The 13,542-nt window shown below is 67.4% G+C and carries 9 protein-coding genes and 7 pseudogenes; 8 read left to right on the forward strand and 8 right to left on the reverse strand.

Annotation, left to right across the window (positions count from 1 at the left end; translation table 11 throughout):
• Nucleotides 1-32: 32 nt before the first annotated feature.
• The 3 genes and pseudogenes from AB0M67_RS28020 to AB0M67_RS28030 all read right to left on the reverse strand — a co-directional run bounded on the left by AB0M67_RS28020 (nt 33) and on the right by AB0M67_RS28030 (nt 2,306).
• A complete protein-coding gene (locus tag AB0M67_RS28020) occupies nt 33-1,067 on the reverse strand; it encodes a helix-turn-helix domain-containing protein (protein ID WP_365749854.1) in 1,035 nt (344 codons plus the stop codon).
• A gap of 361 nt (nt 1,068-1,428) precedes the next feature.
• A pseudogene (locus tag AB0M67_RS28025) lies at nt 1,429-2,047 on the reverse strand (transposase); the annotation flags it as partial.
• A 94-nt stretch (nt 2,048-2,141) separates the two neighbouring features.
• On the reverse strand, nt 2,142-2,306 hold the full coding sequence (locus AB0M67_RS28030) for an NAD(P)-binding protein (RefSeq protein ID WP_365749856.1): 165 nt from the start codon (nt 2,304-2,306) through the stop codon (nt 2,142-2,144).
• A gap of 268 nt (nt 2,307-2,574) precedes the next feature.
• On the opposite strand from AB0M67_RS28030, the gene AB0M67_RS28035 reads away from it, so the two are divergent.
• The 3 genes and pseudogenes from AB0M67_RS28035 (at nt 2,575) to AB0M67_RS28045 (ending at nt 5,559) form a co-directional block, all read left to right on the forward strand.
• The gene (locus AB0M67_RS28035; RefSeq protein WP_365749857.1) at nt 2,575-4,092 is read left to right on the forward strand and encodes a GMC family oxidoreductase N-terminal domain-containing protein; all 1,518 of its coding nucleotides are present in this window, start codon (nt 2,575-2,577) and stop codon (nt 4,090-4,092) included.
• 361 nt (nt 4,093-4,453) lie between these two features.
• Nucleotides 4,454-4,704 (forward strand): annotated as a pseudogene (locus tag AB0M67_RS28040) (helix-turn-helix domain-containing protein); the annotation flags it as partial.
• A 63-nt stretch (nt 4,705-4,767) separates the two neighbouring features.
• Nucleotides 4,768-5,559: an SDR family oxidoreductase gene (locus AB0M67_RS28045; RefSeq protein WP_365749858.1), complete on the forward strand. Its 792-nt coding sequence runs from the start codon at nt 4,768-4,770 to the stop codon at nt 5,557-5,559.
• Nucleotides 5,560-5,583: 24 nt separating this feature from the next.
• Here the strand turns inward: AB0M67_RS28045 and AB0M67_RS28050 are convergent.
• Nucleotides 5,584-5,769: pseudogene (locus AB0M67_RS28050) on the reverse strand (transposase); the annotation flags it as partial.
• A gap of 360 nt (nt 5,770-6,129) precedes the next feature.
• On the opposite strand from AB0M67_RS28050, the gene AB0M67_RS28055 reads away from it, so the two are divergent.
• Together AB0M67_RS28055 and AB0M67_RS28060 are read left to right on the forward strand one after the other, a co-directional pair.
• Nucleotides 6,130-7,308, forward strand: a complete 1,179-nt coding sequence (locus AB0M67_RS28055; protein ID WP_365749860.1) for a cytochrome P450 — start codon at nt 6,130-6,132, stop codon at nt 7,306-7,308.
• Between the two features lie 88 nt (nt 7,309-7,396).
• Nucleotides 7,397-7,585: pseudogene (locus AB0M67_RS28060) on the forward strand (hypothetical protein); the annotation flags it as partial.
• Nucleotides 7,586-7,655: 70 nt separating this feature from the next.
• On the opposite strand, the pseudogene AB0M67_RS28065 reads toward AB0M67_RS28060, so the two are convergent.
• Nucleotides 7,656-8,009 (reverse strand): annotated as a pseudogene (locus AB0M67_RS28065) (serine hydrolase); the annotation flags it as partial.
• 146 nt (nt 8,010-8,155) lie between these two features.
• Nucleotides 8,156-8,587 (reverse strand): annotated as a pseudogene (locus AB0M67_RS28070) (serine hydrolase domain-containing protein); the annotation flags it as partial.
• Between AB0M67_RS28070 and AB0M67_RS28075 the strand changes: the two are divergent.
• Entirely contained in the window at nt 8,504-8,941 is a 438-nt protein-coding gene (locus AB0M67_RS28075) for a TetR family transcriptional regulator C-terminal domain-containing protein (protein WP_365749862.1), read from the forward strand. The pseudogene AB0M67_RS28070 and the gene AB0M67_RS28075 overlap by 84 nt on opposite strands.
• 262 nt (nt 8,942-9,203) lie before the next feature.
• A complete protein-coding gene (locus AB0M67_RS28080) occupies nt 9,204-9,941 on the forward strand; it encodes a class I SAM-dependent methyltransferase (protein WP_365750049.1) in 738 nt (245 codons plus the stop codon).
• 54 nt (nt 9,942-9,995) lie between these two features.
• Here the strand turns inward: AB0M67_RS28080 and AB0M67_RS28085 are convergent.
• Nucleotides 9,996-10,784, reverse strand: a pseudogene (locus tag AB0M67_RS28085) (CHAT domain-containing protein); the annotation flags it as partial.
• A 215-nt stretch (nt 10,785-10,999) separates the two neighbouring features.
• Complete coding sequence (locus AB0M67_RS28090) at nt 11,000-12,043, reverse strand: hypothetical protein (RefSeq protein WP_365749864.1); 1,044 nt, start codon at nt 12,041-12,043, stop codon at nt 11,000-11,002.
• A 569-nt stretch (nt 12,044-12,612) separates the two neighbouring features.
• Here AB0M67_RS28090 and AB0M67_RS28095 point away from each other — a divergent pair.
• Nucleotides 12,613-13,161: a GNAT family N-acetyltransferase gene (locus AB0M67_RS28095; protein WP_365749866.1), complete on the forward strand. Its 549-nt coding sequence runs from the start codon at nt 12,613-12,615 to the stop codon at nt 13,159-13,161.
• The last annotated feature ends 381 nt before the right edge of the window (nt 13,162-13,542 follow it).

Raw genomic sequence — 13,542 nt, forward strand, 5'->3', positions numbered from 1 at the left:
CGATCAGCGCACACAGATCAGCGCACACCTGGTCATCCATGCAGGGCCTCGGCGATCAGCGCCGCCGTCAGCATCTGCGCGCCCCTGCCACTGGTCGGGTCGCAGCCGGTGACCTCTCCGATCCGCCTCAGGCGGTAGTCCAGCGTGCTGCGGTGGATGAACAGGCTGCGGGCCGCCTTGTTCCTGCTGTAGTCAGAGTCGACGAAGGCAGTCAGCGTCTCCCACAGGACCTTGTGCGCCCGAAGCGGCCTGATCACCGCGGCCAGGTTGGTCCGCACCTTCTCGTGCAGCGTGACCGCATACTCGACCAACACGTCCGAGATCGTGTAGGCACCGCTCGGGCGCAGTCCCGCCACCACCAGCCTCAGCACGTAGGAAGCCTCGTTGAACCCATCGACGAGGCGTGCTCTGTCCCGTTCCGCAGTCGCGAGCCAGCCCCTGCCGCCAAGACACTGGGTCAGCCTCGTCACCGAGTGTTCGCCGCTGCTCAGACCGCCTGCCGGGATGAAGAGAACGACGTTGCCGTCCCGGTGCGTCAGCAGCGTGCCCTCCCCCGCCACCGTGCGTAACGCTTCCACTTCGCGGCTGGGCTCCGCAAGCCTCACCACGGCGATCAGGTATCGAGGTGTAAGCCCTTCGAGCACGTCCGCGGGCAGCGGATGACCGTCGGCGAGGTCGCCTGCCAGGTCACGCGAAACATCCGCAGTGGTCTTTTGCTGGTATCCGTCGAGGAAGTCCTGCAGCAGGCGGCCCCCGGAGCGCGCGATGGCGGCCAGCCTCGGATCACCTGCCGCCGCCTTGGTCAGCAGCTCAACCAGCTCGTCCGGCTCGTTACCGGTCCACTCCTGCCCTGCGGCCCGCATCTTCGACCTGAAGTCAGCAACCTTGTCCTCCTCCGGTGTCGAGCGGAGCACCTCGACCGGAGATAGCGACCTGCCTATCATTTCGGTCATTTCTTCGCGATCCCCTTCGTGGACTCGGAGCTTGGCCGCAGAATGCACCACACCAGCCAAAAGAATCACTTCCCTATTTTCCGGGCAACTCGGTAAAGGGATCAGTGAAGGCATCGGTAAAAAACCTTAGGACACGTCCCGGCGCGGCACAAGAGTGTCTTATGCGCCTCTGGGGCCGAGCGGCGGCCCGTATCGCCGCACACAAACGGGCGTTCCCCTCTGCCGGTGACGATCGGAAAAGAGTGGTCGGAGCTTCGGCATTGAATAGGTTGGCATATTTCGCCGAGCGGGGAACAGGCGGGGCGTTGCCCGTATCCGTCATTTCGAGGACCGATTGAAGCCCGTTTTCGGGCCCTGACGAGCCATGCCTTACGGGGCGGGGACGTCGTCGCGCCGGAGCTGACTGGGCCCGGTGGCCGAGGAGTTGCGCTGTGACCTGGGTCTGTCCAGCCATCGGTGTAACCGTGCGGTGGAGTTACCGACGGCCGATGGAGAGTCTCCTGTCGAAGGCGATGTCGAATGCCTGAAGTGCGGGCTTCCATCGCTTCGCCCAGCGTTCGCGGCCCTGGCCGGTGAGGTCCAGGCTCATGATGGCCATGTAGACGCACTTCAGTGCGGCGGCTTCGTTCGGGAAGTGTTCGCGGGCCCTGACGGCTTTGCGGATCGGCGCGTTGACCGATTCGATCGCATTCGTGGTGCAGACGATGGGGCGGATCTCGGTGTCGAACCGAAGGAAGTGTACGAACTCGGCCCAAGAATTCTCCCAAAGCCGCACGATCGCGGGATATTTGGCGCCCCCACTCCTTCTGGAAATCCAGGAAGCGGTCCTCGGCGGCCCTCGCGGTCGGTGCGGTGCAGATCGGCTTGAGCGCCTTGGCGGCTTTGTCCCAGTCCTGGCGGGCCGCGTAACGGAACGAGGCCCGCATCAGGTGAACGGCACACGTTTGCGTGACCGCCTGTGGCCATACCGCCGCGATGACGTCCGGCAACCCCTTCAGTCCATCGCGGACGACCAGGCACACATCCTCGACACCCCGGTTACGGATCTCGGTGAGGACCTGGAGACAGTACTTGGCACCCTCACCGCCGTCGCCCAGGACACGTCGAGGCTCGGCGCCGTGGGAACACCCTCAACACCGGGCCCGTCGAACATCCGGGAGAGGTTCGGGAACGCCGTCGGGTGATATGTCATGAAGCCCAGATCGACGGGGACACTCTGACCGTCCCTTGCGGGGACATTGCGTGTGTCCGCGTTCCCGCCCAGTAGTTTCCGGCTTCGAAGACGGTCACGTGGAAGCGATGTGACAGACCATAGGCCGCGGTCATCCCGGACACTCCGGCCCCGAACGCCACAGCCCCAGACCGTCAGCCAACTCCTGCAAGCCCTCAAGCCCGCCAGGTCAGCTCGTTGTGTCAACAACCCACCAACTGCATTGTGGCCGGGGCGGTCTCGGCACAGTCAACCGGCGATGATGGCTGCGACAACGAACCCTCGCGTGCCACTTCCCGAACTCGGAGGTAGGCACCCGGTTCATGCGGGTAGTCTCCTTTTTCCATCGCCCATCGGTCACTGAAACCGCCGGGCAGTCCGTGAGGAAATTCCAGATGAATGAGGACGGCTATGGAGCAAATCTACGATTACGTCATCGTCGGCGGCGGAACGGCCGGCGCAGTGCTGGCCGCCCGGCTGTCGGAAAACCCTGAAGCCCGTGTGGCCCTTCTGGAGGCGGGAGCCAGAGGGGGCCCTGCGATCATGTCGGATGCGAACCCTGAGGCAGCAGTCGGTCTCTGGGGATCGTCCGTGGACTGGAACTACACGACAACACCTCAGTCAGGTACCGAAAACACTGTCCATACCTGGCCCAGAGGGCGGGTACTGGGCGGTTCCAGCAGTATCAACGGCATGACTCACCTGCGCGGCCACGCATCAAGCTACGACGCCTGGGAGAAACAGGGCGCCGTTGGCTGGAACTACCAGGAAATGCTGCCGTTCCTCATGCGCAGCGAGCGGGCGAGAGGCAGGGATCCGCGCTTCCGGGGACAAGCGGGTTCCATGACCATCGAGGAGCCGCCCGCCGCCACTCCTCTCGCGCAGGACCTCCATGACGCGGCAGTCGACGCGGGCTTCCCGCGCTGTGAGGACGGTAACGCCCCCCAGGCCGAAGGGGTGTTCTGGTCCGAAAGGAATGTCGCCCGAGGCCGCAGGCAGAGCGCTGCGGACGCGTATCTGTTTCCGGTGCTCTCACGGCCCAATCTCACCGTCGTCACCGACGCACAGGTGCAGCGCCTCCTCATGGACAACGGCCGATGCAGAGGTGCCGAGTACGTTCTGAACGGCGAGCCACGCACCGTCCACGCCGAGCGGGAAGTCGTGTTGAGCGCGGGAGCCATCGGATCTCCGCAGATTCTCATGCTCTCCGGCATAGGCCCCGCCGACCATCTGCGACAGCTAGGGATCCCGGTTCGTGCCGATCTCCCCGGTGTTGGCGCCAACCTGCACGACCATCCTCTGGCCTGGACCTCCTACGGGGTGAAGAAGTCCCCGGTTCCTGGCCCCTCGCGGCAGGCGATGCTCCTCGCACGCACCGGCCGGGACAGGGACCCCGACATCCTGATGAGCTTCACGCCCGTGGCGCTGAAACCACGATGGGCAGGTGCCCAAGAGGGCTTCTCGATCCTCTTCGGCCTTGCGACCCCCACCAGCCGGGGCAGCGTGCGCCTGCGCAGCGCGGACCCCACCTCCTACCCTCTTATCGACCCTGCTTATTTGACCGAAAGCGAAGACTTGGCCCGTATGGTCGCCGCCTTGCGCATAGCACGGCGCATCGCGCGGGCCGACGCCTTGTCAGCCTGGCGTGACGACGAGATCATCCCTGGCCAGGAGGTTGTCACCGACGAAGAGTGCGGTGCGTACATCCGCCACACCGTCGGCACCTACTTCCACCCGGTGGGCACCTGCCGCATCGGCACGGACGACGAGGCTGTGGTCGACACGGCCCTGCGCGTCCACGGTATCGACGGCCTGAGCATCGCCGACGCCTCCGTGATGCCCTCGATTGTCTCGGCCAACACCAACGCGGCCGTACTGGGCATCGCCGAGCGCGCGGCGCACATGGTCGCCACCCGCGCCGCGCGCTGAGGCACCGAAGCCCTGTCAGTGGGCGGTGGTCCCGAGGGACGACTCCCAGGTGCTGCCACGCTCCCCTACCGCGATCACCCTCGGGTTGTTCTGTTCACTTCGTACCGGAAGCCGGAAGCAAGGGGCGCGCCGCCATCGACGGGCTGTTCGGGGAGCAGGGGGATCGGCATACGTGCGAAGCTCCCCCTGATTCTCGCCAGCCCCGTTGACCGGTGACTCTCACTGTCACCGCCCCTCCAGAGTTGGCCGTGGATCACCAGGTTGAGAGGATAACCGCCTGGCCTGTGGGGCTCGTAGAGTCATCGCTGCAGGTGATCAGCGGTGTCCATGGTTGTCGGTGGTGGCTGGGGACCCTGTCCGAATGATCAGCCGCTGGGCGACGTCTCTCTCGCCCGGCACCGTGCCGGCCTGGCACCGCAAGCTGATCGCCAAGAAGTGGGACTACTCCGCCCGCCGCAGCCGCACCGGCCGACCCCCGACTGTGGCCGCGCTCAGGAAGCTGGTGCTGCGCCTGGCCGACGAGAGAATCCCCGGTGGGGACACCGAAGAATTCAGGGCGAACTGGACCGGCTTGGCCATCCGATCGCACCGTCCACGGTCTGGGAGATCCTGGGGGAACGTACAACTGCATAACTCGGATGCGGCGGACGCCGGGAGGCACGAGGATGCCGTGCGATGACGAACTCACCGCAGCACAACACTCCGCCCGCCCGCCCCCTCGCGCTCGTTACCGGAGCCGGTCGCCCCGAGGGCATCGCGTACGCCGTCGCCCTCGAACTCGCGGGCGGCGGCTGGGACGTGGCCTTCAGCTATCTGACCTCCTACGACTCCCGGATGGACTGGGGCGCGACCCCGGGCGCGGCGGACCGGCTGAGCGCCGAACTCGCCGGCCTGGGCGCCGAGGCCGCCGGATTCGAGGCCGATCTCGCCGCCCCGGACACCCCCGCCCAGCTCTTCGAGGCGGTCACCGGACGTTTCGGCGGACGCCCCGTCGACGCCCTCGTGATGTGCCATGCCGAGTCCGTGGATTCCTCGATCCTCGACACGAGCGTCGAGAGCTTCGACCGCCACTTCGCCGTGAATACCCGCGCGAGCTGGCTGCTGATCAAGGAGTACGGGTCCCGGTTCGCGGGGCCGCCCGGGCGCGGCCGGATCGTCGCCCTCACCAGCGACCACACGGCGCACAATCTGCCCTACGGGGCCAGCAAGGGCGCCCTCGACCGGATCGTCCTGGCTACCGCCCGGGAGTTCGCCGGGCTCGGGGTGACCGCGAACGTGATCAACCCGGGGCCGGTGGACAACGGCTGGATGCCCACCGCGCTCAAGGAGCAGCTGACCGAGGCCACACCGCTGGGGCGCCTGGGCGTCCCGCGCGACTGCGCGAACCTGGTCGGATTCCTCTGCTCCGAGCGGGGCGGATGGATCAACGGGCAACTACTCAGCAGCAACGGCGGAATCGGGAGCTGACCGCCGCCAGGGTCTTACGTTGGATCACCGGGCCGACCATAAGAAGATGCCTGTGATGTGGAGTCCGGCCAGGTAGATCCTGGCGGTCTTCTCGTAGCGGGTGGCGATGCCGCGCCACTGCTACAGGCGCTTGATGCGTCGCTCGACGGCGTTGCGTTGCTTGTACGCCTCGCGGTCGAAGCCCGGGGGTCTGCCACCCTGGCTCCCGCGCCGCAGCCGGTGGTCCCTTTCGAGGTTGAGGTGTCCCTTGCAGGCATCCGCGAGAACGGAAACGACCTGTGGTTCAGTCAGAAGCACAAGGCGTTCGGCCGGCAACATCCAGTTCCTGCCGGCTGCGGACGGCACGCCGCTACGGGTCTCCGACATCGAGCCGGGCTCCACCCCGGACATCACCGCCGTCCGTATCCACGCCCTACCCGCCCTGTACAAGGCGGCGGCCGACGGCCTACCCACCCTTACATCGGTGCGGGCATCGGCATCCTCATGCCGGTCCGCCGCCCAAAGGGCAAGTCTGAACAGGCCCTTCACATCAAGGAATCAATCACACCTATGCCCAGCATCCGGCCCCCCGTGATCCTCGACGAGTCCTTCCAGGCTGATCCCCACGCCTCGTACGCTGCCCTACGCACAACGGCATGCCTGCGGGCTCTTGCCCCGGACGGAGCACCGGTTTGGCTGGTAACCAGCTACCACGACGTACGCGCTTCAGCAGCGGACCCGCGGCTCTCGGTCAACAAGGACCCCGCGCGGACCGTCGGCCGCCACGGTGACTCGATGCCGCCCGAGTTGGACGCGCATCTGCTCAACACCGACCCCCCGGCCCACACCCGGCTCCGCCGTCTGGTCAACAGCGCGTTCACAAAACAACGAACCGAGCAACTCAGACAGTCCATTCAGACAGTCACTGATCAACTGCTTGACCAAATAGCCGCACGCGGCGGTCACGCGGACATCGTGGCCCACCTGGCCATGCCCCTGTCGCTCACGGTGATCAGCGACCTGCTCGGCATCCCGGAGAACGACCGGCCAGATTTCCGGAACTGGACGGACACACTGCTCAGCCCGGCGCCCGACGCCGCTGTGCAGTCGCGCAAGGCCATGAGGGAGATGCACCATTTCCTCACGGAGCTCATCGACCGCAAACGCGATGCTCCCGGTGACGACCTGCTGTCCGCCCTCATCAACCAACACACTCGCCAGGACAGCCCCCGCCTGAGCAAGGCAGAGCTGGTGGCCATGGCCTTCCTTCTCCTCTTCGGCGGCTACCACAACTCCGCCGGCCTGATCTCCACTACCGTGCTGGCCCTCCTCTCCCACCCAGCTCACCACGCTGCTGTGCGCAGTGGGAAGCTGGCCATGGATCAGGTCACGGAAGAGGCGCTGCGCTGGAACTCCCCGGCGATGCTGGCCGTCCGGCGGTTCGCCACCCAGGACATGCGGATCGGCGAAGCGTCCATCTGCGAGGGGGAACGCGTCTGGCTGGCCTGGGCCTCGGCCAATCGCGATCCCGGCCAGTTCGTCACGCCCGAGACCTTCGACCCCGGGCGCGACACTCGTGGGCACCTTGCCTTCGGCCACGGCCCCCATTACTGCCCAGGTGCTTCCCTCGCACGCCTGGAGAACGAGATCGCCGTAACCGGTCTGGTGCGCCGATTTCCCGAGCTGTCGCTGGCCGGCCCTGTCGGCAAGTTGCAGTGGACTACGTCGCTGCGCAACAGGAGTCTGCGAGAATTGCCTGTCTCAACGTGACATGACAGCGACAGCAGTGTCCCCGTCGGGAACGTACGTGGGCAGACTGCCGGTGCCGCCGGAGGAGTTTCCAAGGGCGCTTCACGCCTCCGGCTGCGTCGTGCTGCCCCGCCGCTGGGGCGTCGAGAGGTCGCTCGCCTGGATGATGCACGCGCGCCGCCCTGCAATTGAGTATGCGCGCTCGGTGGCGCTTGTCGCGACCCCGAGTAGCCTGCCCGAGATGAGCGAGTCCCTGATCACGTGGGCGGCGATCACGCTGATGACACGACGGCTCACCTGCTGCGAGGATCACGTTGCAGGCCCGCGCGACGTCAGTCCGCACTACCTGGCACCGAAGGCAGCCTGATCTACTCAGGCCTTCCGCAGTAACCCCGCTGGAAGGCAGCCCAGAAGTCCTCGTCGATCCCGGTGTCAGCGAACGAGTTCCAGTTGGTGTGGGCGACGAGTTGGTCGTGCCCGTCGCGGCTGTTGAGGGCGAAGGTCAGGTATCGGAGTGCACTGCCGCCGTGGCCGTACGCACGGCCGCAGCCGGTGGTGCAGACGTAGACACCCAGGCCGTAGCCGACAGCGGGCGAGGCGCTGCCGGTTGGGGGGACCGTGTCGGTGAGCATCCGGTGAAGCAGGACTGGGGGCAGGAGACGTCCTTGCAGCAGGGCCCGGGAGAAGCGTGCGATGTCGGCCGCGGTCGTGACGAGGGCGCCCGATGCACCAGCCTCGGAGGGCTGAACGCGGTGACGTCGAAGCGGGTTGGGTCCGGCGCGTTCGGCAGCAGGAGCGAAACGTCGGCGTAGCCGTGTACATGGGCTCCGTCGATGGCGGTCTGTGCCAGCGGGTACGAAGTGTCGCGCAGCCCGAGGGGAGCGAAGACTCGGCGTTCAAGGTTGGTGCGCAGGTCGCGGTCGGTGATCCGTTCGACGATCAGGTCGAGCAGCAGGTAGTTGGTGTTGGAGTACCGGAATCGGGTGCCGGGAGCCGGGAAGTACCGGGGTTGGGCAAGACCGATGCTGATCAGCTGGTCGCGAGGCCGGTATTGGTCAAGCCTGCGGAAGTGGGGAAGCAGTCCGTCAACGTAGTCGTACAGCCCGCTCGTGTGGTTGAGCGGCTGGCGGATAGTGATGGGCGCACCGGACAGTGCATTGTCGGTACGGACCTGGTCGGGCAGCAGGCTCTGCACGGTGTGGTCGAGTCGCAACCGGTGCTCGGCGACGAGTTGCAGGACGACCGTTGCGGTGAAGATTTTGGTGACGCTCCCGGTGCGGAACTTCAGGTCCGGTGCCATCGGCGTGCCGGCGGACCGGTCGACGACGCCCGCCGCGCCGAATTCCTGGTCCGTCGCGCCTTTGCAGACCAGGCCGCGCACAACGCCCGCCTTGCCAGCGTCCAGAGAGAAACCCTCGTGGGCATCCGCTCACGCGTCACCCAAGCCATCACAAACGGCACGGCATGCGGCGATGTCACGCAGGGGATCGACGCGGCTGACCAGGCCCTGCAAATCGTCGCGTTCGCTGAAGGACTCGCCCTGCACACGCACATCGACCCCGACGGCACACCGAATCCGGCGATCCTCGCCGCGCTGGACGACCAACTCGGCCGCGTATGCACCGGAACCTGCCGACGCGCCCAGGTCGGTTAGAGATCCGCACGGCGGCACTCTGGGACACCACGCCGGCATCAGGGCCAGCGCTGGTCAGAGCCCAGGTCTGTGCCGACTCCACTTCACGATCTCAGATCCACGATCTCAGATCCACGATCTCAGATCCACGATCTCAGATCCACGATCTGACGGTGAGACATGACTCCGCCCTGATGGCTCAGGTGTTGCAGTCGTCTTGTACTCGTTCATCGGCGGGGTAAAGCAGATGCGACAAGCGTCCGACGCTGTCAGACTGCGCCTGATGGACCGCGAAATGATCTCTCGACTGTCACACGCTGATCACCCCATCAACAGCCCTCTTGACGATGAGTCGGTGCGCCGACTGCTCCATCGAACCGTGGAGCGGGGCGATGAACGCGTGCTCGACCTCGGCTGCGGCGAGGCGGCTTGGCTCCTACGGACTCTGGCCACTCATCCGGATGTGACCGCCGAGGGCGTCGACAACTCAGCCCAGGCCCTGGCCAAGGCCCGGAAGGAGGCGGCCGATCTGGGAGTCGGACAACGGCTCGTACTTCACCACCAGGACGCCACGGAGTTCGCGTCCCGCCGGCGCTTCGACGCAGTCCTCAGCGTCGGTGCCACTCATGCCTTCGGCGGTCTCCTTTCCACCCTCGATGCTGCCCACAGGCACCTCGTCCCAGGCGGCCGTATCCTGGTCGGCGATGCCTATTGGGAGCGTGAGCCCACCACCGCAGCCCGCGAGATGCTGGGCGAGTACGAGGACCTGGCGACCACCATGGACCGCGTTGTCGCCCACGGCTGGACCCCTGTCTTCGGGCACATCAGCACACGTCAGGAACTCGACGACTTCGAGTGGTGCTACACCGGATCCCTGGCGACGTGGGCGCTGGACCACCCTGAGGACCCCGACAGCGCCGAAGTTCTCGCCGCTGCCTCCACCCACCGCTCTCAATGGCTGCACAGCTATCGCGACAGCTTCGGCTTCCTCACCCTTGTACTTCGCCGAACCCCCGAGTGACCAGTGCGGGTGGCAGGCCAGGGCACACACCCGGTGGATCGCCTTCGCTTCCTCACCCGCGTAGATGAGGTTGCCGGTCGGGTTCCCGACGACCAGGGACGGCTGACGGTACGACGCAGGGGCAGCCCGTCGCGAGGCCACTTCGCACAGTAACTTGGCGGAAGGTGTCGGGGAGATCCGCGCGTCCTGGCACGCGTAGCGAGGGCCGCGCGGCCCCGTCGTACGAGCCGCCTGCCACGGCACGGCGCCGAGCGCGCCCACCGGCACGAGGACGATCCAGGGAACCCGACCGAGACCTCGGGGCAATTCGACGAGGAGGCGGCTCATCACCGTTTCTCCCGCCCAGTCGCACAGCCGCTCCAGCGCGGCGCGCGTCCGGCTCGCGGCGGAGTCGGCTTCCGCGGAGTCGGTGGGCACTGGTCCCATGTCGCGGCCTGGGGCGCCGGCCGCCCGGTACTCCGTCACGGGGGCCGCGTTCGCGGTGAGTCCATTCAGCGGGACCGGCCGCACCGAGCCTTCGGCGGAGACAATGAGTGCACAGCCGCCCACCCCTTCGCCCTCCGGAACCAGATGGACGAGAGCGGTCGCCCCCATGGCACGCAGCGCGGCCCCGATCGCGTCGGGCCGAGGGGTCTCCAACAGCAACTGCCGGTACGGCGAGTCGTCCAACGCATCCAGTACACGGCGCCGCAGCCTGCTGGACGGGCCCGGGAACTCGACTCCACCCGGCGCAAGAGACATCGTCGTCGCGCCCGGATCGGGGGGCACCGGGCCCGGGGCCCTCCACTCCTCGGCCAGAGCCGTATGCCCGAGAGAGACCAACATCTCCGGGACGGTGGTCATGACGGTGGGAGCGTGCAGCAGCAGCCCGTGGCCGGCGTCCAGCGCTCGTGCGGCATCTTCGTACTCCCCGTCGGCCAGACACCACCGGGCCACATCCAGAGCATGCTCGGCCGCCCGGCCGCCGACATCGGCCGCATGCGGCGTCCCGGACTGGAGCAGCACACTCCAGGTGGTGCCGCCCAGCGCATCGAGACCCACGCGCCGCCTCCGCGTGGTTACGGCCGGCCACGCGTGTGTCGTGCGACCAGTTGCCGCGCGCACGGTACGCGGCAGCGAGCGTTGCCCCGATCCCGGCCCAGAGCGGGTGCTCGGGCCCGGAGGCGAGCCGCCAGGTGTGCGTCAGCCAGGAGATGCCCCTGGTCGAGGTGGTGCGCACGAGTGCCGTGAGTCAGGGGTACGCCGGAGAGTCCGGACAGGGCGACCCTGCCCGTTCCGACGGTGGACGCGTACCGCAGCCAGCGTTCGTCGTCGAGGTCGACGAGGTCCAATGCGTCTTCGAGCAGGTCCAGTCCTTCCGCGGTGCCTTCCGCGGTGCCTTTCGTGTCCTGGCCCAGCAGCGCGGCGCCCAATCGCGTCATGCCCGCGAGCCCCAGGTGGTGGGAGCGTGCGTCCTCCGGGAGTTGTGCCGCCGCTCGACGTACCTCGGCGAGTGTCGTGGTGAGGCGCGCGGACTCGTCGGCGCCCGGCAGCCGTCCGGCGCGCCGGGTCTCCAGCAGCACCAGATGGTTGCGGATGGTGTCCACGTAGGCGCTGAAGTACGCGCGGTCCCCGTGATCCTTGGGTAACTGACATAACACGGAGTCCAGTTGGTGGGCGGCCTTCCTCAACCCGGGCTCATCCTCACGCCGTGCGGCCTGCTGTGCGCGGATCCCCGCGAGGTGCCCGGACAGTGCCGCTCGTTCATCTCCCGTCAGCTGTGGTGATTCACAAAGCTGTGCGAGGTCATCGGCTGCGGAGTCGAGGTCGTCCGCGCCGCTGCCGAGCGTGGAGAGCTGGGCCCTGAGCAGCGCGTGGAAAGCACCGACCGCGACGAGCGCCGGATCGTCCGGCGGCAGCAGACCACGTGCCTCTTCGAGCCTGGCCAGCGCCTTCTCCCTCAGCGCGGGCTCCGCCTTGACGAGGCCGCCCAACGCGGAACCGCCGGTGGCGACGAGAACCCCGGCCTGCCACCGCGAGTCCTGAGGACCGTGGGCGACCGCGGCCAGGACCAGTTCTTCTTGCTGGTGCGGGGCGACGCAGGGCCCGCCGCTCCGCAGCATCGGTACGAGGAACAGAAGGTTGGCGCGCGAACATCCCTGATGCCAGGGTGTGTTCGGGCAGCCTCTGCCACCGCGCGTACAGGTGCTCGTACGCCGACGAGAGAGTGGCACAGCCGACCCGGTCACAGATCAGTCTGCCGAACCGGGCCGTACTCCCCGCGTCCGGGCGGCCTTCGGCACCGGCCTGGCGCAACTCCCGCAGCAGCGCGACGAGATCGACTTCGTTTCCGGGCACCGTCACCCCCGTGTGTCGCCGCGGACCGAACGGGACTGGCCGGGACCGCCGTCTCGGGGGCCGGAGCCTCGTCACCACCGTCGTATGGTGCACCTGCCCTCCGCAGCAGTCGCGGTCCGATCGCAACGGTGGGACGCGCGCCTGGCACGACCAGATCTGCGGTGCCCACGCCGGAGCGCCGGCGTCCCTGGCGTGAGCGTCACCTGCCTCGCCGTATGCGCCCGGTGTCCGATTCATCACGTACAGCCACCCGCCGTAGGGGCGGTGGCGGATGTGTGGGCCGGCTGGGAAACCGTTCCCGCTCACCGCAATGAATGCAAGTACGATCTACGGCATGGATGTTCGGACTGTCTCTTTTGATCACCCCGACGCCGTCAAGCTCAACGATCGCGTGCAGTTCGAGTACGCCGACCGGTACGGGCACGAGGGCGACGCCACTCCTCTCGCCCCTGGCATGTTCGAACCGCCGGAGGGCCTTTACCTGATCGTCTACAACGATCAGGGCGCCCCGGTCGCAACCGGCGGCTGGCGTACCCAGGAGAAGAATGACGACGGGTACGCGGACGGTGACGCGGAGATCAAACGCATGTATGTGACCCCGGAGGCCCGCGGCCACGGCCTGGCCCGGCAGATACTGGCCGCACTGGAGGACAACGCGCGTGCCGCGGGCCGCACCCGCATGGTCCTGGAGACCGGCACCAAACAGCCGGAAGCCATCGCTCTCTACGTCTCCAGCGGCTACGAACCCTGCGCCAAGTTCGGCCACTACCGTTTCCACGAACTCAGCCGCTGCTACGCCAAACCCCTGGCCGCCGCCACCAGCGGGCGAACGCCCACGGCTATCCCTGCCGAAGCCACCAGGGTGGAGGCCACGGCTCTCTGACGAGTTCCGAACCAAGATCATGCGTGTCACGCTCCTCCCCCGAATCCCGCCCGGAGGGAGCGGGCCGCGCCGCCGTAGGCGGGGACGCGGCGAGCGGCACGGTGCGCTTCGAGTGCGCGGCGGTAGCCCTCTGGAGGGGGCGTCGCTGAACCTCCGAAACGACATCATCCGGCTCCAGGAGCTCACCCGCAGCGGCGACTACGCGTACTACACCGACATCACCCCCGGTGGCGCGCCATGGTCACCGCGCGCCGCGAGTAGCTGCGTGTGGCGGTGTGACAGACGTCCGGCACGTCCGCAGCGCCTTCGAGACGGGGGCACGGACCGCGTCGTGCGCGGCCTGGGTGATGAGCGCGGTCACGTGGAGCCCTCGGCTCCGGC

The organism is Streptomyces sp. NPDC051662 (assembly GCF_040681655.1).
In the GTDB taxonomy this organism is placed as follows: Bacteria; Actinomycetota; Actinomycetes; order Streptomycetales; family Streptomycetaceae; genus Streptomyces.

Bases quoted from the DNA above. Each gene is read 5' to 3' on its own strand.
- AB0M67_RS28045 (WP_365749858.1), top strand. From the start codon at position 4,768: ATGACGAACTCACCGCAGCACAACACTCCGCCCGCCCGCCCCCTCGCG.
- AB0M67_RS28095 (WP_365749866.1), top strand. From the start codon at position 12,613: ATGGATGTTCGGACTGTCTCTTTTGATCACCCCGACGCCGTCAAGCTC.
- AB0M67_RS28035 (WP_365749857.1), top strand. From the start codon at position 2,575: ATGGAGCAAATCTACGATTACGTCATCGTCGGCGGCGGAACGGCCGGC.
- AB0M67_RS28090 (WP_365749864.1), bottom strand. From the start codon at position 12,043: ATGCTGCGGAGCGGCGGGCCCTGCGTCGCCCCGCACCAGCAAGAAGAA.
- AB0M67_RS28020 (WP_365749854.1), bottom strand. From the start codon at position 1,067: ATGCCTTCACTGATCCCTTTACCGAGTTGCCCGGAAAATAGGGAAGTG.
- AB0M67_RS28080 (WP_365750049.1), top strand. From the start codon at position 9,204: ATGGACCGCGAAATGATCTCTCGACTGTCACACGCTGATCACCCCATC.